A 25,406-nucleotide genomic window follows, 5' to 3' on the forward strand; every position below is an offset into this window, starting at 1 on the left:
GGAGTAAATGATGACAGAGAATACCAATGACCGACGCATCGACTATGTCGAATTCAACGTCGCCGATATCGAGCGCAGCAAGGAATTTTACGGCGGCGCATTCGGCTGGTCCTTCAAGGATTACGGCCCACAATATTGCGAGTTTTCCGATGGCCGCCTGACGGGCGGCTTTACCACCACCGCGCCGGTTTCAGCCAAGGGCGGACCGCTCGTTATTCTCTACGCCGCCGATATCGAAGATGTGCAGCGGCGCGTCGAAGCCGCCGGCGGACAGATCAGCCTCGCGATCTTCGCCTTTCCCGGCGGCCGGCGTTTCCATTTCACCGATCCGGATGGATACGAACTGGCCGTCTGGTCGAAAAACTGATCGGCAGGAGCCCGCCATGACTTTGACAACGCCGCCTTTTTCGTTGGTCGGTATCGATCATATCGTTTTCATCGTCGACGACATGACGCGGGCGCTCGATTTTTACCGGAACGTGCTGGGGTGTAGGGATGGTTACTCTTACCCTGCTCTCGGGATGGAACAAGTCTGGTGCGGAAATGCCTTGATCGTGCTGTGGGATGTCACGCACCCCGGTGGCACAAAGGCTGCTCCGCCCATCGCCGGAGGACGTAATGTCGATCACATCTGCATAGCGACCGGTCCTCTGAACCATGATGCGCTTCGCGCACATCTGGCGAAATTTAACGTCACGATAGAACAGGAAGCCTTTCACGGCGGCGCGAGAGGGATGGGACATTCGTTCTATTTCCGCGATCCCTTCGGCAACAAGATCGAGTTGAAGGGACCAGCCGAATATCCGGATGGACGGGCGGAAAACGCCTGATCTGAACAATAAAAAAGGGCGCCTCCCGGCGCCCTTCTTTGCATTTAACTTGCCTCATTCGCCCCCACCAAGCGAATGTACGAAGATCGCCAGCTGCTTGACGGTCGTATCACCGAGACGCTCACCCCAGGCGGGCATGACGCCATGCTTCGGCGAACGGATCTGCGAGACGATCCCCTCCTCCCCATGCGACTTCAGCCAGATCGCGTCGGCGAGATTGGGCGCACCGAATTCGCGATTACCCTTGGCGTCTTCCCCGTGGCACGAGGCGCAATTGTCGGCAAAGAGCTGCTTGCCTGGCTCCACCAGCGCCGGGTTGGATGGCGTACCGGTAAGGCTGACGACATAGGCGGCGACCTCGCGGATTTCGTTCGACTGGAGGATATCGCCGAAGGCCGGCATTTCCGAAGCGCGCGTATCAGGATCATCGGCAAAACGGATGCCGTGCTTCACCGTCGTATAGATGTCGTCGACGCTGCCGCCCCACATCCAGTCATCATCGTTGAGGTTGGGATAACCCTGCCCGCCTTCCGCGCCCGAACCGTGACACTGAATGCAATTGACTTTGAAAGCGGCAGCACCGCCGGAAAGCGCAAATTGCATCAGGGTCGGATCGGCCTGAATTTCGGCGAGCGACGAGTTCGCAATCTTGTCGACATAGACGCTCTGCGCCTGTTTCGCATCGGCAATTTCGGCTGCGATTTCGCCACGGCTGCTCCAGCCGAGCAACCCTTTCGTTGCGCCTGATATCAGCGGGTAAGCCGGATAGGCGATGGTATAGCCGATCGCCCAGAGGATCGTGAAATAAAAGGTCCAGACCCACCAGCGCGGCATGGGATTGTTCAACTCGCGGATACCGTCCCATTCATGGCCGGTGGTTTCGACGCCGCTGATGTCATCAATGTGTTTTTCGGACATATCTTAGTCCTCCCTAAGCGGAATGCTGGCGGCATCGTCCGCGGCCTTTTTCGAGCCGGGGCGAAGGGTAAAAACGACGACGCCGGCGAAGAACAGGGTCATGGCAAGCAGGCCCCAGCTGTCGGCGAAGTGGCGCATGGCCGTGTAGGTTTCCATCGTTTTGCCTCCTCACCGGTATCCGGCGGCATCGTCATAGGTCGAGAAATCGACCAGCGTACCGAGCATCTGCAGATAGGCGACCAGAGCATCCATTTCGGTAAGCTTGGCCGGATCGCCGTCGAAATCACCCACCTTGGCCTTGGGATAACGCGCCAGAAGTTCCGACGAATCCGCATTCGGGTCCGCCTGGGCGGCTAGGTCAGCTGCGGATTTCTCGATCATCTCGTCGCTATAGGGTACGCCGACGGCACGGTTGGCCTTCAGCTCCATCGAAACATCGGTGATCTTCAGCGACGTGGTCTTCAGGAACGCATAGGACGGCATGATCGATTCCGGCACGACCGAGCGCGGATCGGCCAGATGCTGCACGTGCCATTCGTTCGAATATCGATCGCCGACACGCGCGAGGTCTGGCCCCGTGCGCTTGGAACCCCACTGGAATGGGTGGTCATACATGGATTCCGCCGCCAGGCTGTAATGCCCGTAACGCTCTACCTCGTCGCGGAACGGCCGGATCATCTGGCTGTGGCAGACGTAACATCCCTCGCGGATGTAGATGTTGCGTCCGGCCAGTTCCAACGGCGTGTAGGGCCGCATGCCCTCCACCTTCTCGATGGTGTTTTCGAGATAAAAGAGCGGCGCGATTTCCACGATGCCGCCGATGGAGACGACCAGCAGGGAGCCGACCAGAAGCAGCGTGGCGTTGCGTTCGATGACGCCGTGTTTGTCAAGTATGGACATCGGCCTCTCCTTATTCAGCAGGCTGCAGCGAAGGAGCCGCGTCCTTGCGGACGCCCTCCTCGCGTTGATGACCGAGGATGGTCATCGTGACGTTGTAGGCCATGATCAGCGCGCCGCTGAGGAACATCAGGCCGCCCAGTGCACGCATCACGTAATAGGGGAACAAAGCTGCGACCGATTCCGCGAAGGAGTAAACGAGGAAGCCTTGGCTATCATATTCGCGCCACATCAGAGCCTGCTGGATGCCGGCCACCCACATGACGGCGGCGTAGACGACGATGCCGAGCGTGGCGAGCCAGAAGTGCCAGTTGACCAGTTGCAGGCTGTAGAGACGGTCCCTGCCCCACAGTTTCGGCGTCAGGTAATAGATCGCGCCGAAGGTGATCATGCCGTTCCAGCCGAGCGCACCGGAATGCACGTGGCCGATGGTCCAGTCGGTATAGTGGCTGAGCGAGTTGACGGCCTTGATCGACATCATCGGACCTTCGAAGGTCGCCATGCCGTAAAAGGCAACCGCCATCACCATCATGCGCACGACGGGATCTGTGCGGATCTTGTCCCATGCGCCCGAAAGCGTCATCAGGCCGTTGATCATGCCGCCCCACGAAGGCATCCACAGCATCACCGAGAACACCATGCCGAGCGTCTGTGCCCAGTCGGGCAGCGCGGTATAGTGCAGATGGTGCGGGCCGGCCCAGATATACATGAAGATCAGCGCCCAGAAGTGGATGATCGACAGGCGGTAGGAATAGACCGGGCGGTTCACCTGCTTGGGAATGAAATAATACATCATGCCGAGGAAGCCGGCCGTCAGGAAGAAGCCGACGGCGTTATGGCCGTACCACCATTGCGTCAGCGCATCCTGCACGCCCGAGAACGCCGAATAGCTTTTGACGCCCAGGAACGACACGGGCACCGCCAGATTATTGACGATGTGCAACATGGCGATGGTGACGATGAAGCCGAGATAGAACCAGTTCGCCACATAGATATGCGGCTCCTTGCGCATGAAGATCGTGCCGAGGAAGGTAACGAGATAGGCGACCCAGACGATGGTCAGCCAGATATCGACATACCATTCCGGTTCGGCATATTCGCGACCCTGGGTGATGCCCAGCAGGTAACCGGTGGCTGCCATGATGATGAAGAGGTTATAACCCCAGAACACGAACCAGCCGAGATTGCCGCCAAAGAGGCGCGCCCGACAGGTTCTCTGCACAACATAGAAGGACGTGGCGATCAGCGCATTTCCGCCGAAAGCGAAGATCACCGCCGATGTGTGCAGCGGCCGCATGCGGCCGAAATTGAAATAGGGTGCGATGTTGAGATCGGGAAAGGCAAGCTGAAGCGCCACCACAACCCCGACCAGAAAACCGACGACACCCCAGAATACCGTGGCGATGACGCCGTATTTCACCACCTCATCGAAATATTCCGACTTGCGGCGGGCGAGCGCGGCCGGATCGACAGGCGCGAAGGAGACACGGCGCAACAGAAGCACCGTGCTGACCAGCAGTGTAAAGAACAGCACCCACATATGGGCGGCGAAAAGACTGTCATGGGCAAAGGCTGCCCCAAGCAACGCGAGAAAGGCCCCAAGGGCCACGATCGCGGTTTCTAACGTGTAGTTCATTGTTGGTTTCCCCCAACGTGCAAGCCGACCGACGAAAGGCAGGTTGTGCGCCTGGGAGAGCGGAAACGCGCCTTTGCGTCGGTTGGAGCATTGCCACCGGCAGGGCAACGCCACCTTGATCCAGATCAAGAAAGCAAAGCTGTCGCAGCCCCGGCAAAACAGGGCGCGGCTTTATGAGGGGAATTTGCGGAAGGGCAAAAAATGCGTGGTGATGGCGAGCCTGCTTTTGCAGGTGTCGCTTCAGCCCTTCATCTTCAGGGGCAGCCCGGCGGCGACGAAAAAGACGTCGTCGGCAATGGCCGCGATACGCTGGTGCAGCCGGCCGGCATGATCGCGGAATTCACGCGCCATGCGGTTTTCCGGCACGATGCCAAGACCGACCTCGTTGGACACGAGAATCAGCTTCGCTTTGGCCGATGCGATTGCCGCCGCCAAAACGTCAAAGGCGGCCTCGATATCGGCATTGTCCATCATAAGATTGGTGAGCCATAATGTCAGGCAGTCGATGAGGACGACATTCTCCGGCCGGTCGAGGCGCGCGAGCACCGAGACTATGTCGACCGGCGCTTCATGGGTCGTCCACTCACCGCCGCGCCGCGCCTGATGATGGCCGATGCGGTCACGCATCTCCTCATCCCAAGGCCTGCCGGTGGCCAGATAATGCAGACTTCCGCCGGCATTTACCGCAAGATCTTCCGCAAAACGCGACTTGCCGGAGCGCGCCCCGCCAAGAATGAAAACGGAGCGGTTTTTATCTGTCATCGGAAACCTGAATGAGAAAAATGCAACGGACCGGCGTCTTTGCAATGGTGCAAGCCAGAGACAGGCGGCCATGAAGGGAACGATTCGTAGAAAAAGGCGTCCCCCGGTTGTTCATGCCGGACTGCCGCTGACACCGGACCGGAGACGTCAAAACCTGTCCGCACGATGCGGGACATATCAAAGCCGTGGCAACTCCGGATGCCGGAAACACCGGTCCTTCAAGCAAGGCTAGGTGCGAACGGCCATCCTGTCAATCTGCCGGAGATAGTGTCACGATATAAGGCGGAACCGGTACGCAAAACCTGACCCGGAACCGGCAGACCTGTCGTCCGCGAGAGCGATTGATAAAGCCACATGGTTACCGGAAGGTTAGCAGAAAACGAGATGATGACACGGCAACGCGCGGTGAGAATATTTGCTCACCGAGGCCGTCGCCATTGCCTTGCCATAGCCTTCAAATCAATATGCTTTCCAAGATTCGCAAACAGCAAGGTGGCCTGCCGTGATGACCATCATGGACTACATATCGATCGTCGTTTTCATCCTGTTGTGGGCTACCTATACACATGTCACAACGGGAAGAACGCTGTTTTCGCGAACCAGCCTCAATCAGGCCATGGCCGGGCGCCGTAGGGACTGGATCATGAATTCGCTCAAACGCGACCTGAAGATGATCGATACGCAGATCATGGCCGGTCTGCAGAACGGCACGGCCTTCTTCGCCTCCACCTCCATCTTCGCCATCGGCGGCTGTTTCGCTCTGCTGGGCGCCACCGAACAGGTCGAATCGGTGTTTCGCGACATGCCTTTCGTGCATTATTCCGGGCGCACGGCCTTCGAACTGAAGGTCATCGGGCTGACCTGTCTGTTCGGTTATTCCTTCTTCAAATTCGGCTGGTCCTACCGCCTGTTCAACTATTGCACGATCCTGTTCGGCGCCATTCCCATGGTCCATGATGCCGGTGCGGACCGCGAGGCGGCCGAGCGTGCCGCCGAAAATGTCATAAAGATGAACATCATCGCTGCTAAGAACTTCAATGACGGCCTGCGGACGATCTTTCTGTCCATCGGTTATCTCGGCTGGTTCATCAGCCCCTATGTCTTCATTGCCAGCACCGTCATCATCATCGTGGCGCTCTTGCGCCGACAGTTCTTTTCCGAGGCGCGTCGCGCCATCATGGAAGACAACCGGCCTTGAAATAGCCGCACTTCAAGGGCCAAGCCCGAATGAATACCGGTCTCATGAAAAGCGGAAAACATGGACACAAACGCAGCCGTCACCGAAACCAGTCGCAGGGGCCGCATAGGCGGTCTTGATACCCTGCGCGGGCTGGCGCTTCTCGCCATGGCATCCTACCACTTCACGTGGAACCTGGAATATTTCGGCTATCTCGAACCCGGCACGGCAACCACGGGCCTGTGGAAACTTTATGCCCGCGCCATCGCCACCTCGTTCCTGTTTCTGGCCGGTTTCAGCCTGTTTCTCGCCCATGGCAAAGGCCTGAACTGGCCGTCCTTCGGCAAGCGTTTCGCCATGGTGGCAGGCTCGGCGCTGCTGATTACCGCCGCCACCTATTTCGCCTTTCCCGACAGCTTCATCTTCTTCGGCATCCTGCACAATATCGCCGCTGCTAGTCTCGTCGGGCTGCTGTTCCTGCGCGCGCCGGCACTCGTGACGCTGCTTTTTGCGGTGATCGCCTTGGCGTTGCCGCAATATCTGCAATCCGACCTCTTCAACGCGAAATGGCTGGCCTGGATCGGCTTTTCCACCATGCCCCCCCGCTCCAACGACTATGTGCCGTTGCTGCCCTGGCTCGCGCCATTCCTTGCCGGACTTGGCGTTTCGCAATTCGTCACCCCTCGCGGCTGGCTGGATCGTTTTCGCAACCCTAGCTCACCACGCAATCTGGTCGCCAGCGCCGGCCGGCACAGCCTGGCCTTTTACCTCATTCACCAACCGGTGCTGATCGGCCTCGTTTATGTCATGTCGGTTGTGGCTCCGCCTCCTCCCGTTGATCAGGTGGAGCTTTACAAATCCAGCTGCGAAAAAAGCTGCGTCGAACAGGCGAATGGGGTGGAACTGTGCCAACGTTTCTGCGGCTGCACGCTGGAGAAACTGCAGGCGGAAAGCCTGTTTGACATCATGATGGAAGGCAAGCTCAGCGCCGATCAGCAGACGAAGGTCAGCGAATTGGCGCAGCAGTGTACGGTTGAGGCGCAGTAGGTACGAGTGGGCCAAACCGAGCCCACGTTTTCGAGCGTTCCCATCTGTACTCGGCGTCGTCCGATAGGAAGGAAAGTCATGCCAATTGCGCCGACGTCATCCTCGGGCCTGTCCCGAGGATCTGCCAACGTATTGATTTTATTCAACGTGGTTAGATCCTCGGCACAGGGCCGAGGATGACGTTGAGTGAATGTTCGCCCTTCACCAACGACTTCAAGGGTAATGCAGCTTGCGCGGAAATTTAAACCGGACAGCAGTGGGTCAAGCCCGAGGATGACGGAGGAGACATATTAATTCTTAAACGATAACCCAGCGCGAATATCGCCCCAAATTTCGCTCAAGTCCCGACGCCGATTTCGGCAAGCCGCGTAAGACAGGCCTCTTCGACATTGTCCAGTTCCGCCAGTGTCTCCTCGATGTCCTTGCGTTTTTGCCGCAGGTCGGCGCGCTTTTCGTCTACCTTCTTCATCAGCAGCACGAGCTGACCCGATTCGCCCGGCGGCTCCTTGTAGACGTGAATGATCTCGCGAATTTCGGCGATCGTAAATCCAATACGGCGGCCGCGCAGGATTTCCTGAATGAGACGGCGGTCGGCGGCCCTGAAAAGCCTCGTACGGCCGCGACGCTCAGGGTGAATGAGGCCCTCATCCTCGTAAAAACGCAAGGTGCGGGTGGAAACACCGAATTCGCGTGTCAGTTCGGTTATGCTATAATACTTGTCCAAGGGCCTATCCGATTCATCACCGAATAATATTATTTGACCTTCACGTAAAAGTCAATTTTCGCCGGCCGCCTACCCGGAAATACCATACCACCAGGTGGCAATGCCCAGAAAGGCGAAAAAGCCGACAATATCGGTCACCGCAGTCACGAACACCGCCGAAGAGACAGCAGGATCGGCCCCGAACTTGTCCAGAACCAGCGGAATGAGAATGCCGGCCAGCGCCGCCGCCAGCATGTTGAGACACATGGCCGTGGCGATGATGCCACCAATATGGATATCCTGAAACCAGATTCCGGCAACGATGCCAATGGCGCAGCCGAACAGCAGGCCGTTCAGAATGCCAACGCCTGCCTCGCGCCGGATGATGCGGGCAGCATTGTGAATATCGAGGCTTTTGGTCGCCAGCGCGCGCACGGACACGGTCATGGTCTGCGATCCGGCATTGCCGCCCATGCCGGCAACCGCCGGCATCAGAACCGCCAGCGCAATGATTTGCTGGATGGTCGCATCGAACAGGCTGATAACGGAGGCAGACAAAAAAGCGGTGAGAAGATTGACGGCAAGCCAGGGCACGCGTGAGCGCGAAGTGCTGGCGATACTGTCCGACAGTTCTTCGTCACCCACACCGCCAAGGCGCAGCAAATCCTCTTCGGCTTCTTCCTGGATGACGTCGACCACGTCATCGATGGTGAGAACGCCGACCAGTCGGCCGTTATTGTCAACCACGGCGGCGGAGAGAAGGTCGTATTGCTCGAATACCTGCGCTGCCTCTTCCTGATCCATTTCCGCCGGAATGGAGTGGTTGGTCTCGTGCATGATCGTTTCGATCTTCACCTGACGCTTGGCCCGCAGCACCTTGTCGAGATCGAGCGCACCGACCAGTTTGAAAGTGGGATCGATGACGAATATCTGCGTGAAGGAGTCAGGCAGCTCCTCCTCCTCGCGCAGATAATCGATGGTCTGGCCCACGGTCCAGAACGGCGGCACGGCGACGAACTCCGTCTGCATGCGGCGACCGGCCGAGCTTTCCGGATAATCCAGCGCCCGCATCAGCCGCACGCGTTCTGTGAACGGCAGCTGCGAGAGAATATCCTCGCGATCCTCGTCGTCGAGATCTTCTAGAATATAAACGGCGTCGTCCGAATCCAGCTCGCCGATACCAGCGGCGATCTGCTCGTTCGACATCTGGTCAACGATATCGAGGCGGATGCCTTCATCCACCTCGGTCAGCGCCGTCATGTCGAAATCGGAACCGAGAAGCCGCACGAGCGCGTGGCGCTGTTCGGGCAGAATGGATTCCAGCACGTCGCCGAGTTCGGACTCATGCAGCCGCGCCACATTCTTGCGCAGGAACAAGAGGTCGCGATCGGCGATCGCCGCGCCCACCATAGCCAGAAAATCCGAACGGACGGACCCGTCCTCGGCATAGATGTCGGAGGGTGCTTCTGTCGGCCTCAACTCTTCGGGAGCGGCAAGATCGTCGTCACGGTCTGTCATCTGGCGTCCCCCTATTCTCGAAATGCCGCAGTGCACGAATGCGCAGGCAGAATGGCGTTAAAAAGCACATTGTCAACAACCGGATAGGCGGAAAACAACAAGCCTCGCAACTGCGACGAAAATGTCATGAACCACCCTTTCGCGAGACAACAATCCAGAAGCGCCGTACCCATGGTGACGCATCCGACAGGCCCGGCGCTGCACTTCGCACAACGCCCCGCAACGCCCGACTGTTCCGCAGAAACCGGCAAGTTAAAGATTGACATATGTCGCCTAAAGGCGATTCTGAAGAAGCTTTTTTACATATGATCGGCCTCATTCACCACATGGCCGATCACGCAGATTTCAGGAAAAACACAGCAATGAGCAAGACGGATTTCATCGGCAAGGCATCTTCGGCCGCAGGCGGCTGGGGCGCGCTGAAAAGCGTGGGCAAACGGCTTATGGAGTCCGGTGCGCCGCTTTCCGGCGCCCGTGCGCTGTTGAAGGCGAACCAGCCTGATGGTTTCGATTGCCCGGGTTGCGCATGGGGCGATCCCGAACACGGGTCTTCCTTCGAATTCTGCGAAAACGGCGTCAAGGCGGTTGCATGGGAAGCAACGGAAGCGCGCGTGCCGCCGGATTTTTTCGCTAACCGCACAGTCTCCGAGCTGCGCGGCTGGTCTGACTACGAGCTGGAAAAACAGGGCCGCCTCACCCATCCCATGCGTTATGACCGGGCAACCGACAAATATCTGCCTGTCTCGTGGGACGACGCCTTTGCCGAAATCGGCCGGATTCTCAACAGCCTAGACAATCCGAACAGGGCGGAATTCTATACATCCGGCCGTGCATCCAACGAGGCTGCTTTCATCTATCAATTGATGGTGCGGCTTTTCGGCACCAACAATTTCCCCGACTGTTCCAACATGTGCCACGAGGCAAGCGGCGTCGGCCTGAAAGCCTCGATCGGTGTCGGCAAGGGCACGGTGCTGCTTGAGGATTTCGAGCAGGCGGATGCGATTTTCGTCATCGGCCAGAACCCCGGCACCAACCACCCCCGCATGCTGGGTGATCTGCGCCGGGCAGCCCTTCGCGGTGCGAGGATTGCTGTCCTCAATCCCATTCGCGAAAAAGGTCTGGAGCGTTTTGCCGATCCGCAGGACAAGATCGAGATGATCACCGGCAGCAACACCAGGATCGCCACCAACTATTATCAGCCGCGTCAGGGCGGCGACATGGCGGCGGTCCGCGGCATGAGCAAGGCGGTCTTCGCCGCCGACGATGCCGCAAGGACTGCGGGTGAACCCGCCATCATCGATTACGATTTCATCGCCGAACATACGGTGGAGTTAGAGGCCTACCGTGCTGCCGTGGACGCGACAAGCTGGGAAACCATTCTCGATCAGTCAGGCCTCACCCGCGCCGAAATCGAGGAAGCTGCGCGCATCTACATGAATGCCGGTTCCGTCATCGCCACATGGGCCATGGGTGTCACCCAGCATCGGCACTCCGTCATCATCGTGCGGGAAATCACCAACTTCATGCTGCTGCGCGGCAATATCGGCCGTCCCGGCGCTGGCCTCTGCCCGGTGCGCGGCCATTCCAACGTGCAGGGAGACCGTACCGTCGGCATTGACGAAAAAGCCCCGCCCGCACTTCTCGATGCGCTGGAGAAAGAACTCGGCGTTCCCATGCCGCGCAAGCCCGGCCACAACACCGTCGAGGCCGTTGCTGCCATGCTGGATGGCGAGGCTCAGACCTTTATCGCGCTCGGCGGCAATTTCATGCGGGCGACACCCGACAGCCCGCTGATCGTCAAGGCTTTCGAAAAGCAGAAGTTGACGGTCAATATCGCCACCAAGCTCAACCATTCACATCTGGTGCCGGGCGAAACCTCCTTCGTGCTGCCTTGTCTCGGCCGAACGGAAATCGATCTGAATTCGTCGGGCCGTCCGCAGATCGTCACCGTCGAAGATTCCATGAGCATGGTACACGGCTCCGGCGGCATCAATCCGCCCGCTTCGGACGAACTGCGTTCCGAAGTCGCCATCGTCGCCGGCATTGCCCAGGCAACCCTCGGCAATGTCCATGTGGACTGGAAGGCGCTCGCCGATGATTACGACCTCATCCGCGACATGATCGAGCGGGTCATTCCCGGTTTCGACAATTTCAACGAACGCGTCCGTGTGCCGCGCGGTTTTCATCTGCGCAACACGGCGTCTGAACGGGAATGGAACACGCCGACGAACAAGGCGACCTTCTATAGCGGCCCGCTGCCCGAACAGACCGAACATCAGCAGGCGCTGACGCGCGATGACCTCTTCGTGCTGCAGACATTCCGTAGCCACGATCAGTACAACACCACCATCTACGGCATGGATGATCGCTATCGCGGCGTTTATGGCGAACGCCACGTTATCTTCATGAACCCGAAGGACATGGAAACGCTCGGTGCCCACTCCCGCCAGCGTGTGGACGTCATCGGCGAATATGGCGACGGCGTGGAGCGCATTGCTGAAAATTTCCGGCTGGTGCCCTATAATATCCCGCAGGGCAGCATTGGCGGTTATTATCCGGAACTCAACGTGCTGGTGCCGCTGTCAAGTTATGGTGATGGCAGTTTCACACCAACATCGAAATCGGTGCTGGTCTCCATCCGCCTGCGACCGGACGCCTCCTGATGGATGAAGAGCAATCCGCTGCCGCCTTCATGGCGGCGGTGGAACAGATTCGGGGGCAATCGCAGCAACTGACGGCCACGGGTGCCGCAATCCTTCTGGCAATCCATCTCGATATTGCCACTGATAGCCGCAGCATCGCCAACAGGCTGGGGCTTGCGCATGCCCTCGTTCTGCGCGAAATCGCTGCCCTGTCGCCCCGCTTCGTGCGGGTAACGAAACGCGATGCCCGTACGCAACGCAGTTTTCTGGAGGCAACGGCGGAAGGACAGGCGTTGGCCGGGTCCTCCTCCCGGATTTGAAACGAACGGAGCATCCCTTGGCAATCAGGCCGATCCTGCCCTATCCCCATCCCGGCCTGTCCGAAATCTGCACGCCGGTCACCGCTTTTGATGATCATCTGCAGGATCTGGTGACAGATCTGATCGACACCATGCGCGCCGCGCCCGGTGTCGGCATCACCGCCGCCCATATCGGCACAAAACAACGCGTTTTCGTGCTGGAGCTGACGCCGGGTACCGTCCTGACCTACATCAATCCTGAAATCATCGCCCAGTCCACCCAGACCATGCGCCATGGAGAGGGCAGCGTTTCCATGCCCGGTTTCACGGATGAGGTGGAGCGGCCGGATGAGGTCGAGGTGAAGTTTCAGGATATATCAGGCGCGGAGCATCGGCAGACAGCCGAGGGATTTCACGCCATCTGCATCCAGCACGAAATCGACCAGCTGGATGGCGTTTTCTGGCTTAAACGCCTTTCGAAGCTGAAGCGCGACCGACTGGTGAAAAAATGGGAAAAGTCCCGCAAGCCCTGATGATTAGTCGGCAATCGACATCACGAATTCAGCGTCACCCTTCAGTGTGTTACTGACGGTGCAGATATCCTCGGCAGCATGGGCGATTGCGGCGCGTGTCTGCCCATCAAAATCCCCCTCTATCGCGATGCGGATATCGAAACGGATTATACGCGAAGGCTCCTCGTCCGCCTTTTGCCCGGAGACATGCACCGTGACCCTTTCGAAACGGTCAAGCAGCCCCATGCTGCTGGCTGCTATGCGGGCGCTGAGCGCCAGGCAGGCGGCGAGCGACGAATAGAGAAGATCAAGCGGGTTGAAACCGGGTTCTGAAGCCCCCGTAACCACCTTAAGTGCACCGCCGGTCGCCGTAACGACATCCGGATGCCCAAGACGGGCAAGCGTAACCACTGCCCCCGTCGGCCGCTTCTTGACCCTGAACTGATTCACGTCCTGCCCCATAGCTAATTTCAGTCGATGGAACCAAAGCTAGCCTCGCGCTTTTACTCACGCAACGGTGAACGGCCGTTGAGATTGATTAAAAAGGGAGCTGGGACATATGGTTACATCTACGCTCGTCAGCATTCTGATCACCTTCCTGGTGATCGTGCTCGTCTTGTGGCTCATCGCACGACTGCCCGTCGGCGGCGGCGCGAAACAGATCGCGCAGATCATCGTCATCATCATCGGCATTATTTCGTTGCTGAAATATCTCGCGGTCTTCTGATGTCCCGGTGAAGCGCGAACGGAAAAAGGCGGCGAAAGCCGCCTCTTTTTGTGAGAAACCTGTAAGCTACTGGCGAGGCTCGAACTGGTAGGGTTTCTTGAGCGTAATATCCCGAACGCTGCCAATACCCAGAAACGGTGTATTGTCCGCATCAAAAATCGCCCTGCCCTTCGCCACGATCCAGCGCACTGAACCATCCGGCAAATTGACCTTGTAGCGCTGATCGAAGAACACACCGGTGGTTATGCTGTCGAAAATGGCCTGAGCCACGCGATCGCGCATTTCCACATCAATTTTTTCAAGGACTTCCTCGATCGTCACCCCGCGCGACGCCGCCGGTTCGGAGAACCCGTGGCATTCCGCAGTCACCGCATCCATGATCAGCCTGTTATCGGAAATGCTCCACATATAATAACCGAGCGCATTGTCCGAATCCGTCTTGTCTCCCAGCACGAAAACCCCCGGACATTTTTTTCTGACAAAAGCTAACACTAGACCTCTAATATTCCACCCCTCGTTTTTGTAGGGGGAACCGTCCAGCTACTGCAGCGTGCATCGATATCCACCGAAATTTTATAACGATCGAATCCCGATATTGTTCTCAAAGGACCGATAAATCCTGGAGAGACATCGCAAAGCGCCCTGCCTGCACCTACATAGCTTTGCGATAACATTTCGAAGGAGGTTAATATGCTGCGAACCGCTCTTACTTTTGGACTGCTGACGATGACCGTCGTTCTCACAGGTTGTCAGACGTGGGAAAGTCCATATCGCGGAAGCGGCTGGCGAATGGATCAGGTCATGGATGGTGACCCCTATCGGGTCGGTGATGGAAACCATCAGGAAAACGGGACTGCTTCGAATATTGTTCGACGCTGAATCCCGACTGGCAGATCTATAATTTGCCGCCCTCAACGCATAGCGCTCCGGCTGTAGTATAAAGGTACATTGACGCAGCCGGATCACGCCCGATCTACACCTATAGACCTTCCCGCTTCGCAAAGCGAAGACCTAACCAATTGGATAAAAAAGAAAAAACCCGCCGAAGCGGGTTTCTTTGGTGCGGTCGAGAAGACTCGAACTTCCACGGGTTGCCCCACAGCGACCTCAACGCTGCGCGTCTACCAATTCCGCCACGACCGCATCGTGGTAGGCGTCGACTTGCGCCGACGGGGGTGCATGTAGCAAAAGGATTTTCGGTGCACAAGAGCGTCGTGACAGTTTTTTGAAATTAAAAATCACCCTGGCCCACCCTATATGCAGGAAGCCCGGAAATGCTGGGGTTGCCGCCGTCCCGCCATTTTGCGAGAAGGCTGTGGAAAGGACTTTTTCATGCTCACACGCACGGATATCGAGACAAATATGCTACCCGTCGCCGGTTCGCCGCCCGTTCGCTGGCGAATCTCCGACGGTCTCGTCCCTTACGGACAGGCGGTCGAGGAAATGGAGCGCGAAGTTGCGGCCATCGCCAGCGGCGAGGCCGACGAACTTGTCTGGCTTCTGGAGCATCCGCCGCTTTATACCGCCGGCACCAGCGCCGACGCCGCCGATCTCATCGAGCCGGATCGCTTCCCCGTCTTCGCCACGGGCCGCGGCGGTGAATATACCTATCATGGCCCGGGGCAGCGGGTCGTTTACGTCATGCTCGACCTGAAACGACGCCGTCAGGATGTCCGCGCCTATGTGGCGGCGCTGGAGGATGTGATCATCCGCACGCTCGACAAGATGAATGTCCGCGGCGAGCGGCGCGAGGATCGGGTCGGCGTCTGGGTCAGGCGGCCGGAAAAACCTCTTCTGCCCGGTGGCGGCATGGCCGAGGACAAGATCGCCGCACTCGGCATCCGTCTGCGCAAATGGGTGAGCTTTCACGGGCTGTCGATCAATGTTGACCCCGACCTCGGGCATTTCTCCGGCATCGTTCCCTGCGGCATCAGCGCCTATGGCGTCACCAGCCTTGTCGATCTCGGATTGCCGGTTATGATCGGCGATGTCGACGTTCTGCTGCGCGAGGCCTTCGAGGAGGTTTTCGGCCCGGCAGTGCCCGAGGCCGGATCCGGCGGCTGATCTCACCGCAACCTTTGGCGCCGGCCGGAGTTTCCAGCATCGATCACCACAAGAGGAGGAACGACCATGTTCACAACGTCCGCCTATGCCTGCGATGACGGTTCTTCGCCGATGAAGCTCGCGACGATCAAGCGCCGCGATCCGGGTCCCCGCGATGTCGAAATCGAGATTGAATTCTGTGGCGTCTGTCACTCGGATATCCACACGGCCCGCAGCGAATGGCCGGGTTCCCTTTATCCCTGCGTTCCCGGCCATGAAATCATCGGCCGCGTCGCCCGGCTGGGTTCGGACGTCACAAAGTTCAAGGCTGGCGACCGTGTCGGTGTCGGCTGTATCGTCGATAGCTGCCGTGAATGCGCGAGCTGCGCCGAAGGGTTGGAGCAATATTGCGAAAACGGCATGACCGGCACCTATAATTCGCCCGACAAGGCCATGGGCGGCGGCGCGCATACGCTCGGCGGTTATTCCGCCCATGTGGTGGTGGATGACCGCTATGTGCTCAATATTCCAGAAGGACTCGATCCGGCAGCCGCAGCGCCCCTGCTCTGCGCAGGCATAACCACCTATTCCCCACTGCGCCATTGGAATGCCGGCCCCGGCAAGCGTGTCGGCGTCGTGGGTCTCGGCGGTCTTGGTCATATGGCCGTCAAGATCGCCAATGCCATGGGCGCGACGGTGGTGATGATCACCACCTCGCCCGGCAAGGCGGCAGACGCAAAGAAACTCGGCGCGCATGAGGTTATCGTTTCGCGCGACGCCGAACAGATGAAGAAGGCCGCTTCCAGCCTCGACCTCATCATCGACGCGGTTGCCGCCGATCACGACATCGATTCGTATCTCGCGCTGTTGAAACGCGATGGCGCCCTGGTGCAGGTCGGCGCGCCGGAAAAGCCGCTCTCCGTCCACGCCTTCAGCCTCATCCCCGGCCGCAAGACCTTTGCCGGTTCGATGATCGGCGGCATTCCCGAAACCCAGGAAATGCTGGATTTCTGCGCCGAAAAAGGCATCGCCGCCGAAATTGAAATGATCGATATCGGTCAGATCAATGACGCTTATGAACGCATGATAAAAAGCGATGTGCGTTATCGTTTTGTCATTGATATGAAGAGCCTGCCCCGCCAGAAAGCCGCCTGACCTTTGAAGAAGGGGGCTGCCTACCGGCGCCCCTTTCCTCGTTGGACCTTCTGGTCGAAAGCGCAGCCTTACCCATGACCAGCCAGACCGGTTTCAGCGACGTCGCCAAGGGCATGACCATCATGGCGGGCTGCATGTTCGTGTTGCCGGTCATGGATGCGATTGCCAAATATATGGCGGTCAGCGGCGGCATGTCGCCGGCGCAGGTGACCTTTTACCGCTTCTTCTTTCAGGTGGTTTGCACCCTGCCGCTGCTGCTCTTGGTCTCGCCGAAAGCCCTGTTCAGCGCTAAACGCCCGTGGATGAACTGTCTGCGCGGTGTGCTGCATGCCTCGGCAAGCCTGATGTTCTTTGCCGCCGTCAAGTACATGCCGCTCGCCGATGTCTTTGCAATCTATTTCGTCGAGCCCTTCATGTTGACGATGATGTCGGCCCTCTTCCTCGGTGACAAAGTCGGCTGGAAGCGCTGGACGGCGATCGTCGTCGGTTTCGGCGGTGCGTTGATCGTCATTCAGCCGAGTTTTGAAATCTTCGGCTGGACCTCATTGCTGCCGGTCGCCTGCGCCTTTCTCTATACGCTTTACCTGTTCCTGAACCGCGCCATCGGCGATGCCGACAGTCCGCTGGTCATGCAGACCATGTCCGGCATTGCCGGAACGATCTTCATGGGCGCGGTGCTTCTGGCCGGTGATGCGCTGGGCGACAAAGATTTCACGATGTCGCTTCCGCAATCCGGCTTTGCGCTTGTCCTGCTCATCCTGTTGGGGTCGATATCCGGCTACATGCACCTGCTGATTGTCAGGGCTTTCAGGCTTGCGCCGCTGTCGCTTCTGGCGCCGTTCCAGTATTTCGAGATCATCTCGGCGACGGTTCTCGGTTATGCGCTGTTTTCGGATTTCCCGACGCCGTCAAAATGGCTCGGCATCCTCATCATCGTCGCATCCGGCCTGTTCATCATCTGGCGGGAAAGCAAGCAGGCCCAAGCCACCCCGCCGCTCGACGGGCAATGACGAGGACTCAGGTGCCAGAGGGCAGCGGTCCCTCATCATGATGGTCCTGCGCCTCCACAAGGCTGCCAAGCAGCCACAAGGAAACCTCGGCCGCTTCACCGGCGGATTTGAAGCGGTATGAGCCGCTATATTTCGGCATGTCAAAGAAGGTGACGACAAAACCGTCGCCGCTTTCCAGGCTCTCGACCCTGATCCGCTCGGGGTCGATCATCACGCAGACATAGTGCGATCCCATATTGCGCATGAAGCCGGCCTTGTTGTCGTGCAGCCGCACGAAGGCCGCACCGCCATCCACCGTCATATGCAGGCTTCGGATCGCCTCATTGGGAAAGGCGCGGGCGAAATCCATGATCGCCTGCCCCACATCATGACTGTTGTCTTCATCCGTAGCCCGCGTCATGCGCCAAGCATAAACGGCAAAGACCGAAAGCAGCACGAAGACGATAATCCAGATCGCCATATTCATCGGGGACGCTCCCTCAGCACCGAAACATCACGACTCGCGAATCAAACGACGCGAACCTGCTTCAGGTTCATAGAGATCGAGACTTGTGTGAAGTGTGGCTTACGAACGACGCGGCGCGGATCGAAAATCAGAAGCGCTTCAGGAGCGACGCCTTTGCCAGCAGCCATTGCCGGCGAAGCTGCGACAGCTGCAACTCACCGTCGAACACGCCCACCCCGGCCTTTCTGGCGGCGACGATAACCGGTCCAGACAGGGCAACAGGCAGATAGGCGGCAAAGACGGCCCTGGAAATCTTCGCGCGTCTTGCCTTTTCCAGATGATCGAGCGCATGGGCGGCAAATAGCTCAATGGCGATGCCGATGCGTTGCCTGTCGTCACCTTCGAGAAAGGTCTCACGATCAAGCCCGGCGGCCGAGAGCATGTCGGCGGGAATATAGACCTGCCCGCGACGGCGATGCAGCGGCATCAGCAGCAGAATTCCGGCCATGGCCTGCGCGACGCCCGCATGTCCGGCCGCCTCCGCACTTGCCGGAGCGTCTTCCGCCGACAGCACGAGGCTCGCCAGCTGAATCAGGGCGGAAGCGGTCTCCCCGGCATAACCCTCAAGCGCGTTGCGATCCTCGAACAGATCGTCATAGAGATCGAAGATGCGCGCCTCGATCATATTGGCCAGCACCGGACGCGGCAGGCGATATTGCTCGATAACCGTCAAAAGAGCCGCGGCAACGGGATGGGACAGACTGTCGCCATGCGCATTGCCCTCAAGCAGATCGCGCCACCATTGCATGCGAACTTCGCCGGGCAACGCCTCGCGCACGGAATCGCGGATACGCGCAATTTCAGCATTAAAAGCGTAAAGCGCCGCCAGAGAATTGCGTCTATCGGCGGGAGACAGAAGACAGGCGAGATAGCGGTCGCGATCGGTGTCGCGCAGCGTCGCGAGGCAGACGTCAAGATTTTCTGTGGGTGCCATGGTTCCCCGCGCGAAACGTCCTGTCAGCCTTCGACGGCAATCAGCGCCGCAGCTACGGCGCGCGATTCCGAAAGCATGATATTATAGGTGCGCACGGCAGCACCCGTGCTCATTGGATCGACCGAAATGCCCGCCTCCTTAAAGGCGGCGCGCAGTTCCTTCGGCAGAACACGCATGCCGTCACCCGTACCGATCAACAGCACCTCAATGTCCTGCGCTTCCGCCAGAACCTTTTCGAAATGCCCGACGGTCAATTCTTTCGCATCGACCGGCTCCCAGCCATGAATGCCGGAAGGCACGAGCAGAAGCGAGCCGCGATGCGACATGTCGGCAAAACGGAAACCGCCATTGCCATAGGCATCGATGGGCGCCCGGCCGGGAAAATGGGCCGGGCGTATTTCGATCCCGCCGGCCATCAGACGGCAGGCTTGCCGCCGATGGCGTTACCGGGCTTTTCATCCTTTTCGTCTTCCGCATCCTTGCTGTCGGGACGCAGCTTGAAGGCGATCAGCACCGGCGCGGCGATATAGAGTGAAGAGAACACGCCGATACCGACACCGAACAGCATGGCGAAGGTGAAGGACCTGATAACCTCACCGCCGAAGAGGTAGAGCGCGAGCAGCGCCAGAAGCACCGTCAAACCAGTGAGGATGGTGCGTGACAGCGTCTGGTTCAGCGACACGTCGATGACCATCGACAGCGGCATCTTTTTATATCGCCTGAGGTTTTCGCGGATACGGTCGTAGATCACCACGGTATCGTTCAGCGAATAACCGATAATCGTCAGGATCGCCGCGATACTGGTGAGGTTGAACTCTATCCCCAGGAAGACGAAAAGGCCGATGGTAAAGACCACGTCATGCACCATCGAGATGACCGCGCCGAGCGCGAACTGCCATTCGAAGCGCACCCAGATATAGATCATGATCCCCGTCATGGCGAGCAGGATGCCAATCGTGGACGTATAGGTAAGGTCACCCGACACGGCCGGACCGACGACTTCCACGCGGCGGAAATCATATTTGTCCTCAAGCTCACCGCGCACCAGGGTGATGGCGGACTGCTCGGCATTTTCGCCGCCGTCCTGCGCCTGGATACGAATGAGAACATCCTGCGGCGTACCGAAGTTCTGCGCCTGGATTTCACCCAGATTGAGCTGGTTCAGACGATCGCGAATATCAGCAAGATCCGCCTCGCCCTGCTTGGCGCGCACTTCGATCACCGAACCGCCCTGGAAGTCGATACCGAGGTTCAGACCCTTGGCCATGAAACCGCCGACGCAGGCAAGCATGATGGCGCCGGTGATCATGAACACCACGCGGCGGTAGCGCATGAACGGAATGTCCCGGCCATCGAACATGGCGGTGCGGACACCCTTCGGCAGATGTTTCGGGCGGCTGCGACGAACCCAGTAGCCAAACATCCAAGCGGTCAGCGTATAGGCCGTGAAGACGGTGGTGATGATACCGACGGCCAGCGTGACCGCGAAGCCCTTGACCGGACCGGTGCCCATGTAGAACAGCACGCTCGCCACGATGAGCGTCGTCAGGTTGGCGTCGATAATGGTCGCAAAGGCGCGGGTGAAGCCGTTATCCAGCGACTGGATCAGCGGTTTGCCGCTCTTCACCTCCTCGCGTATTCGCTCATAGATCAGAACGTTGGAATCCACGGCCATGCCGATGGTCAAGACGATACCGGCAATACCCGGCAAGGTCAGTGTCGATCCGATCACACTGAGGACCGCGAGCAGCATGACGACGTTGACGATGAGAGCGATGTTCGCCAGCAGGCCGAAGAAGCCGTAGAAGACGAACATGAAGATGAGGACGCCGACGGCGCCGATGGCGCTTGCCGTGAGACCCGCCGTGATGGAGTCGTTACCAAGACTCGGGCCGACGGTGCGTTCTTCAACGACGGTCAGCGTGGCCGGAAGTGCGCCCGCACGCAAGAGAACCGCGAGGTCGTTTGCACCCTGCACCGAGAAATTACCGGAAATCTGCCCCGAACCGCCGATGATCGGCTCGCGGATGACAGGTGCGGAAATCACCTGGTTATCAAGCACGATGGCGAAAGGCTTGCCGACATTCTGCTGCGTCGCCTGCGCAAAGCGCTGCGCGCCGCGGCTGTCGAAGCGGAAGGTAACGACCGGCTCGTTGGTCTGCTGGTTGAAGCTCGCCTGCGAATCCACGAGATTGTCGCCGGAAACGAGAGCACGACGCTCCACCAGATAGGGAACCGGCGGATCGTCCTGTGAATAGAGAACTTCTGAGGTTGCGGGCGGACGGCCATTCATCGCTTCCTGCACCGGCATGGTGGTGTCCACCATGCGGAAGGACAGCTTTGCCGTCTGGTTGAGAAGCGATTTCAGGCGCTGCGGATCCTGAAGGCCCGGCACCTGCACGATGATGCGGTCAGAACCCTGACGCTGGATGAGCGGCTCGGTGGTGCCAACTTCGTCGACGCGGCGGCGCACGACTTCGATCGACTGCGACACGGCCGATGACAGGCGGTAATCAACGCCTTCGTCGGTGAGGTTGAGCCGCAGCAGATTGTCGCCGCCATCGCTCATCGTCACTTCGGTGATGGAACCGCCGACCAGCGTTCCAGCGGATACCGGCTGCGTAAGATCGCGAAGCGCCGTCTTGGCGGCTTCCAGCTGGGCGGGGTCGCTGATGCGAACCTGAATCTGCTGGCCGTTGCCGGCAAGCCCCGAATAGCGGATATTGGCGTCGCGAAGCTGCGTGCGCACATCGCCGACAATCGTCTCAAGCCGTTCCTTGACAATGTCGGAACGCTCGATCTTGAGCATGATGTGCGAGCCGCCCTGAAGGTCGAGACCGAGCGTTACCTTGTTGTCCTTGTACCAGGCAGGCATGCTCTCCAGCTGTTTTTCCGAAAACAGGTTAGGAGAGGCGATGAAGACGCTTGCCAGCACAAGCAGCCAGATGAAGACTGTTTTCCAACGGGAAAAATGAAGCATTTCGATCTCGGTCAGGGTTGGGGTTGCGCGGACAGCGCAACCCGTCAAAATTCGCAATCGGGCGTCCGGTTATCCGGCAGGATCAGGAAGCGGCTTCCGTCTTGACCACTTCACCCTTCACACGCACTTCGGCAATATAAGCGCGGGCAGCGCGGATTTTCACGCCTTCGGCGATTTCGACTTCGAGTTCACTGTCGTCGATGACCTTGGTCACCTTGCCAACGATGCCGCCGCCAAGAACGACCTGATCGCCACGGCGAATGCTGGTCAGCGTTTCCTGGCGCTTCTTCATCTGCGCGCGCTGCGGGCGGATGAGGAAAAAGTACCAGACGACCATAAGGGGCGCAAACAGGAAAAGCATTTCCAGGCCGGAACCGAAGGCCGATGCGCCGCCCGTTGCGTCCTGGGCAAAAGCTTGACTAATGAACATATAAAACTCCTCAACGATTACGGCACGACCTCGTATGCCGCCCCAGCTTTCAAGCCGCCGGAATATAGTGGGGAACGCCGGGATTGCAACAGATGCAAGGCCCACGCCGTACCGATTCCGGACCTCTTAACCTTTATGGGCCGGAAACGCCATGCTAGGCCGGTCGCAAAACAGAGTTTTGAACACCAGACAAGCGGAAGAAACACCATGATTCGAGAAGAAACGGCCACCCTGCTTCTTGCCGAACTGCGCCGGCTGAACGTTGCCGTGGAGCGGCTGGCCGGCCCGGGCCCCGCCGTAAACGACTGGAATGCGGCCGATTGTTTTGTCTGGTCGCCGGTCAATTCCTTCCTGCAACCGGTCCCCCGCCCCAACCGCATCGCGCTCAAACTCATTCGCGGCGTCGATCATGTGCGTGACATCCTGCATGAAAACACCCTGCGTTTCGCCGATGGTTTTCCCGCCAACAACGTGTTGCTGTGGGGCGCACGCGGCATGGGCAAGTCCTCACTGGTCAAGGCGGTTCACGAAGATGTGCGCACTGCAAGCGGCGTTCCCCTGAAACTGGTGGAAGTGCATCGTGAGGATATCCACACCCTGCCCGCTTTGCTCGACATACTGAAAATCTCGGATCAGCGCGTCATCCTGTTCTGCGACGATCTCTCCTTCGATCACGACGACACGGCCTACAAATCGCTGAAGGCGGCGCTCGATGGTGGTATCGAAGGGCGGCCGGATAATGTCCTGTTCTATGCGACCTCCAACCGCCGCCATCTGCTGCCACGCCACATGATGGAAAACGAACAATCGACCGCCATCAACCCGTCGGAAGCGGTAGAGGAAAAAGTCTCTCTATCGGATCGCTTCGGCCTGTGGCTCGGCTTCCACAAATGCGGCCAGGAAGACTATCTGACGATGATCGACAGCTATGCCGAACACTTCGATCTGGGACTGGATCGGCAAACCCTGCATCACGAAGCACTGGAATGGGCGACCACCCGTGGCGGCCGCTCCGGCCGCGTTGCGTGGCAATATATTCAGGACGCCGCCGGCCGCTTGAGGAAATCCATCGACCGATAACGCGACAGTGACGGCTGGCGAAAGCCGGTGTCGTTACGGCCACAAAGCGTGTCGTATTTCCGAACGACAAGCCGCGCCCCGCATGGTTTGCTGCTGCCATCCGGTTCCGCTTCGAATTCGAGGTGGAACAGTCGGAACACCGGCGAAATGCCGGTGGCTGCGGCGGGCGGTGATCGGGAGGCAGGCTGCGTCTTTTATCGACACGCAACCATTCCCCTTTCGATCCCTTCGCCGAAAAATTCCGCTCGAACCGGACACCGGTTCAGGCGCGTATTTTGACGATATCCTGTCCGCGGAGGAGCGGGCCGGCATTGGCTTTCAACCCGAGGAGGAGATGGATATGAGCAGGAACAGAGGCGTCGTTTACCTGAAGCCCGGACAGGTCGAGGTCCGCGACATCGACGACCCCAAGCTTGAGGCGCCGGATGGCCGCCGTATCGAACACGGCGTTATTCTCAAGGTGATTTCCACCAATATCTGCGGCTCCGACCAGCACATGGTGCGCGGCCGCACCACGGCCATGCCGGGCCTCGTCCTTGGCCACGAAATCACCGGCGAAGTCATCGAAAAGGGCGTCGATGTCGAGATGCTCGAAATCGGCGACATCGTCTCGGTGCCGTTCAACGTTGCCTGCGGCCGTTGCCGTTGCTGCAAGTCGCAGGATACCGGCGTCTGCCTGACGGTGAACCCGTCACGCGCCGGCGGCGCTTACGGTTACGTCGACATGGGCGGCTGGATCGGTGGACAGGCGCGTTACGTCACCATCCCCTATGCCGACTTCAACCTCCTGAAATTCCCCGATCGCGACAAGGCGATGTCGAAGATCCGCGACCTCACCATGCTATCGGATATCCTGCCGACCGGCTTCCACGGCGCCGTCAAGGCGGGCGTCGGTGTCGGCTCCACGGTCTATGTCGCGGGTGCCGGCCCGGTCGGTCTTGCCGCTGCCGCCTCCGCCCGCATTCTGGGTGCGGCCGTCGTCATGGTCGGTGATTTCAACAAGGATCGCCTCGCCCACGCCGCCCGCGTCGGTTTCGAGCCCGTCGATCTTTCCAAGGGTGACCGGCTGGGCGACATGATTGCCGAAATCGTCGGCACCAACGAAGTCGACAGCGCCATCGACGCCGTCGGTTTCGAGGCACGCGGCCATTCCGGCGGCGAACAGCCGGCCATCGTTCTCAACCAGATGATGGAAATCACCCGCGCCGCCGGCTCTATCGGCATTCCAGGCCTCTACGTCACCGAAGATCCCGGCGCGGTTGATAATGCAGCAAAGCAGGGCGCCCTGTCGCTGCGCTTCGGCCTCGGCTGGGCAAAGGCGCAATCCTTCCACACCGGCCAGACGCCAGTGTTGAAATATAACCGCCAGCTCATGCAGGCGATCCTGCATGACCGCCTGCCCATCGCCGACATCGTCAATGCCAAGATCATCGCACTCGACGATGCCGTGCAGGGGTATGAAAGCTTCGATCAGGGCGCGGCAACCAAGTTCGTCCTCGACCCGCACGGCGATCTGTTGAAAGCGGCCTGACGCCTAGATCAACAGTCCAGAATGATAAACGCCCGCGACACATCCCGTCGCGGGCGTTTTTGCATGACCA

27 protein-coding genes and 1 tRNA gene are annotated in these 25,406 nt (G+C 58.9%); 13 read left to right on the top strand and 15 right to left on the bottom strand.

What is annotated here, in order from left to right; genetic code table 11:
* Positions 1 to 10 precede the first annotated feature (10 nt).
* Both CFBP6623_RS06465 and CFBP6623_RS06470 read left to right on the top strand, forming a co-directional pair.
* The gene (locus tag CFBP6623_RS06465) at positions 11 to 367 is read left to right on the top strand and encodes a VOC family protein (RefSeq protein ID WP_046800357.1); all 357 of its coding nucleotides are present in this window, start codon (positions 11 to 13) and stop codon (positions 365 to 367) included.
* A 16-nt stretch (positions 368 to 383) separates the two neighbouring features.
* Positions 384 to 830, top strand: coding sequence for a VOC family protein (locus CFBP6623_RS06470; protein ID WP_052818413.1), 447 nt, complete (start codon positions 384 to 386; stop codon positions 828 to 830).
* Positions 831 to 884: 54 nt separating this feature from the next.
* Here the strand turns inward: CFBP6623_RS06470 and ccoP are convergent, their stop codons facing one another.
* The 5 genes from ccoP to cobU all read right to left on the bottom strand — a co-directional run bounded on the left by ccoP (position 885) and on the right by cobU (position 5,043).
* On the bottom strand, positions 885 to 1,748 hold the full coding sequence (ccoP, locus tag CFBP6623_RS06475; protein ID WP_046800125.1) for a cytochrome-c oxidase, cbb3-type subunit III: 864 nt from the start codon (positions 1,746 to 1,748) through the stop codon (positions 885 to 887).
* Positions 1,749 to 1,751: 3 nt separating this feature from the next.
* Positions 1,752 to 1,904: a CcoQ/FixQ family Cbb3-type cytochrome c oxidase assembly chaperone gene (locus tag CFBP6623_RS06480; protein ID WP_006316283.1), complete on the bottom strand. Its 153-nt coding sequence runs from the start codon at positions 1,902 to 1,904 to the stop codon at positions 1,752 to 1,754.
* 12 nt (positions 1,905 to 1,916) lie between these two features.
* A complete protein-coding gene (gene ccoO / locus CFBP6623_RS06485; RefSeq protein WP_052818411.1) occupies positions 1,917 to 2,648 on the bottom strand; it encodes a cytochrome-c oxidase, cbb3-type subunit II in 732 nt (243 codons plus the stop codon).
* Positions 2,649 to 2,658: 10 nt separating this feature from the next.
* Positions 2,659 to 4,281: a cytochrome-c oxidase, cbb3-type subunit I gene (ccoN, locus tag CFBP6623_RS06490; RefSeq protein WP_046800123.1), complete on the bottom strand. Its 1,623-nt coding sequence runs from the start codon at positions 4,279 to 4,281 to the stop codon at positions 2,659 to 2,661.
* Between the two features lie 240 nt (positions 4,282 to 4,521).
* Positions 4,522 to 5,043, bottom strand: a complete 522-nt coding sequence (cobU, locus tag CFBP6623_RS06495) for a bifunctional adenosylcobinamide kinase/adenosylcobinamide-phosphate guanylyltransferase (RefSeq protein WP_046800122.1) — start codon at positions 5,041 to 5,043, stop codon at positions 4,522 to 4,524.
* A 505-nt stretch (positions 5,044 to 5,548) separates the two neighbouring features.
* Between cobU and CFBP6623_RS06505 the strand changes: the two genes are divergently transcribed.
* Both CFBP6623_RS06505 and CFBP6623_RS06510 read left to right on the top strand, forming a co-directional pair.
* Complete coding sequence (locus CFBP6623_RS06505; protein ID WP_052818408.1) at positions 5,549 to 6,241, top strand: DUF599 domain-containing protein; 693 nt, start codon at positions 5,549 to 5,551, stop codon at positions 6,239 to 6,241.
* 60 nt (positions 6,242 to 6,301) lie between these two features.
* Positions 6,302 to 7,267: a heparan-alpha-glucosaminide N-acetyltransferase gene (locus CFBP6623_RS06510; RefSeq protein ID WP_046800120.1), complete on the top strand. Its 966-nt coding sequence runs from the start codon at positions 6,302 to 6,304 to the stop codon at positions 7,265 to 7,267.
* A gap of 337 nt (positions 7,268 to 7,604) precedes the next feature.
* Here the strand turns inward: CFBP6623_RS06510 and CFBP6623_RS06515 are convergent, their stop codons facing one another.
* Together CFBP6623_RS06515 and mgtE are read right to left on the bottom strand one after the other, a co-directional pair.
* Positions 7,605 to 7,991: a MerR family transcriptional regulator gene (locus tag CFBP6623_RS06515; RefSeq protein WP_046800119.1), complete on the bottom strand. Its 387-nt coding sequence runs from the start codon at positions 7,989 to 7,991 to the stop codon at positions 7,605 to 7,607.
* Between the two features lie 69 nt (positions 7,992 to 8,060).
* The gene (gene mgtE / locus CFBP6623_RS06520) at positions 8,061 to 9,488 is read right to left on the bottom strand and encodes a magnesium transporter (protein WP_046800118.1); all 1,428 of its coding nucleotides are present in this window, start codon (positions 9,486 to 9,488) and stop codon (positions 8,061 to 8,063) included.
* Between the two features lie 362 nt (positions 9,489 to 9,850).
* Between mgtE and CFBP6623_RS06525 the strand changes: the two genes are divergently transcribed.
* The 3 genes from CFBP6623_RS06525 to CFBP6623_RS06535 are packed head-to-tail and all read left to right on the top strand — an operon-like array spanning position 9,851 to position 12,962.
* Positions 9,851 to 12,151 carry an FdhF/YdeP family oxidoreductase gene (locus CFBP6623_RS06525; protein WP_062653918.1) on the top strand — a complete coding sequence of 767 codons (2,301 nt, stop codon included), beginning with the start codon at positions 9,851 to 9,853 and terminating at the stop codon, positions 12,149 to 12,151.
* Positions 12,151 to 12,450, top strand: coding sequence for a hypothetical protein (locus tag CFBP6623_RS06530; protein WP_046800105.1), 300 nt, complete (start codon positions 12,151 to 12,153; stop codon positions 12,448 to 12,450). The genes CFBP6623_RS06525 and CFBP6623_RS06530 overlap by 1 nt, the downstream gene beginning before the upstream one ends.
* Positions 12,451 to 12,467: 17 nt before the next feature.
* A complete protein-coding gene (locus tag CFBP6623_RS06535; RefSeq protein ID WP_046800104.1) occupies positions 12,468 to 12,962 on the top strand; it encodes a peptide deformylase in 495 nt (164 codons plus the stop codon).
* A 3-nt stretch (positions 12,963 to 12,965) separates the two neighbouring features.
* Here the strand turns inward: CFBP6623_RS06535 and CFBP6623_RS06540 are convergent, their stop codons facing one another.
* A complete protein-coding gene (locus CFBP6623_RS06540) occupies positions 12,966 to 13,391 on the bottom strand; it encodes an OsmC family protein (protein WP_080842612.1) in 426 nt (141 codons plus the stop codon).
* 109 nt (positions 13,392 to 13,500) lie between these two features.
* Between CFBP6623_RS06540 and CFBP6623_RS06545 the strand changes: the two genes are divergently transcribed.
* Positions 13,501 to 13,668: a Thivi_2564 family membrane protein gene (locus tag CFBP6623_RS06545; protein WP_003495928.1), complete on the top strand. Its 168-nt coding sequence runs from the start codon at positions 13,501 to 13,503 to the stop codon at positions 13,666 to 13,668.
* A 66-nt stretch (positions 13,669 to 13,734) separates the two neighbouring features.
* Here CFBP6623_RS06545 and CFBP6623_RS06550 read toward each other — a convergent pair whose 3' ends face one another.
* Entirely contained in the window at positions 13,735 to 14,160 is a 426-nt protein-coding gene (locus tag CFBP6623_RS06550) for a PAS domain-containing protein (RefSeq protein WP_080842082.1), read from the bottom strand.
* Positions 14,161 to 14,726: 566 nt separating this feature from the next.
* A tRNA-Leu gene (locus CFBP6623_RS06560) sits at positions 14,727 to 14,811 on the bottom strand.
* Between the two features lie 189 nt (positions 14,812 to 15,000).
* Here CFBP6623_RS06560 and lipB point away from each other — a divergent pair.
* From lipB to CFBP6623_RS06575, 3 genes are all read left to right on the top strand, one after another.
* Positions 15,001 to 15,732 (top strand): lipoyl(octanoyl) transferase LipB, encoded by a 732-nt coding sequence (lipB, locus tag CFBP6623_RS06565; protein WP_046800101.1) that lies wholly within the window; start codon positions 15,001 to 15,003, stop codon positions 15,730 to 15,732.
* Positions 15,733 to 15,798: 66 nt separating this feature from the next.
* Entirely contained in the window at positions 15,799 to 16,866 is a 1,068-nt protein-coding gene (locus tag CFBP6623_RS06570; RefSeq protein ID WP_046800100.1) for an NAD(P)-dependent alcohol dehydrogenase, read from the top strand.
* A 74-nt stretch (positions 16,867 to 16,940) separates the two neighbouring features.
* Positions 16,941 to 17,876, top strand: a complete 936-nt coding sequence (locus CFBP6623_RS06575) for a DMT family transporter (protein WP_046800116.1) — start codon at positions 16,941 to 16,943, stop codon at positions 17,874 to 17,876.
* 7 nt (positions 17,877 to 17,883) lie between these two features.
* Here the strand turns inward: CFBP6623_RS06575 and CFBP6623_RS06580 are convergent, their stop codons facing one another.
* The 5 genes from CFBP6623_RS06580 to yajC form a co-directional block, all read right to left on the bottom strand.
* Positions 17,884 to 18,342, bottom strand: coding sequence for a hypothetical protein (locus tag CFBP6623_RS06580; protein WP_046800099.1), 459 nt, complete (start codon positions 18,340 to 18,342; stop codon positions 17,884 to 17,886).
* Between the two features lie 127 nt (positions 18,343 to 18,469).
* Entirely contained in the window at positions 18,470 to 19,315 is an 846-nt protein-coding gene (locus CFBP6623_RS06585; protein WP_046800098.1) for a phytoene/squalene synthase family protein, read from the bottom strand.
* Between the two features lie 23 nt (positions 19,316 to 19,338).
* Positions 19,339 to 19,731: an Mth938-like domain-containing protein gene (locus CFBP6623_RS06590; protein WP_046800097.1), complete on the bottom strand. Its 393-nt coding sequence runs from the start codon at positions 19,729 to 19,731 to the stop codon at positions 19,339 to 19,341.
* Positions 19,731 to 22,295 carry a protein translocase subunit SecDF gene (gene secDF / locus CFBP6623_RS06595; RefSeq protein WP_052818401.1) on the bottom strand — a complete coding sequence of 855 codons (2,565 nt, stop codon included), beginning with the start codon at positions 22,293 to 22,295 and terminating at the stop codon, positions 19,731 to 19,733. Before secDF ends, CFBP6623_RS06590 begins: the two co-directional genes overlap by 1 nt.
* Positions 22,296 to 22,377: 82 nt before the next feature.
* Positions 22,378 to 22,725 carry a preprotein translocase subunit YajC gene (gene yajC / locus CFBP6623_RS06600; RefSeq protein ID WP_046800095.1) on the bottom strand — a complete coding sequence of 116 codons (348 nt, stop codon included), beginning with the start codon at positions 22,723 to 22,725 and terminating at the stop codon, positions 22,378 to 22,380.
* A gap of 207 nt (positions 22,726 to 22,932) precedes the next feature.
* Between yajC and CFBP6623_RS06605 the strand changes: the two genes are divergently transcribed.
* Positions 22,933 to 23,805 carry an ATP-binding protein gene (locus tag CFBP6623_RS06605; protein WP_046800094.1) on the top strand — a complete coding sequence of 291 codons (873 nt, stop codon included), beginning with the start codon at positions 22,933 to 22,935 and terminating at the stop codon, positions 23,803 to 23,805.
* A gap of 340 nt (positions 23,806 to 24,145) precedes the next feature.
* A complete protein-coding gene (fdhA, locus tag CFBP6623_RS06610) occupies positions 24,146 to 25,336 on the top strand; it encodes a formaldehyde dehydrogenase, glutathione-independent (RefSeq protein WP_046800115.1) in 1,191 nt (396 codons plus the stop codon).
* Positions 25,337 to 25,406 lie beyond the last annotated feature (70 nt).

Source organism: Agrobacterium tumefaciens (assembly GCF_005221385.1).
GTDB lineage: Bacteria > Pseudomonadota > Alphaproteobacteria > Rhizobiales > Rhizobiaceae > Agrobacterium > Agrobacterium tomkonis.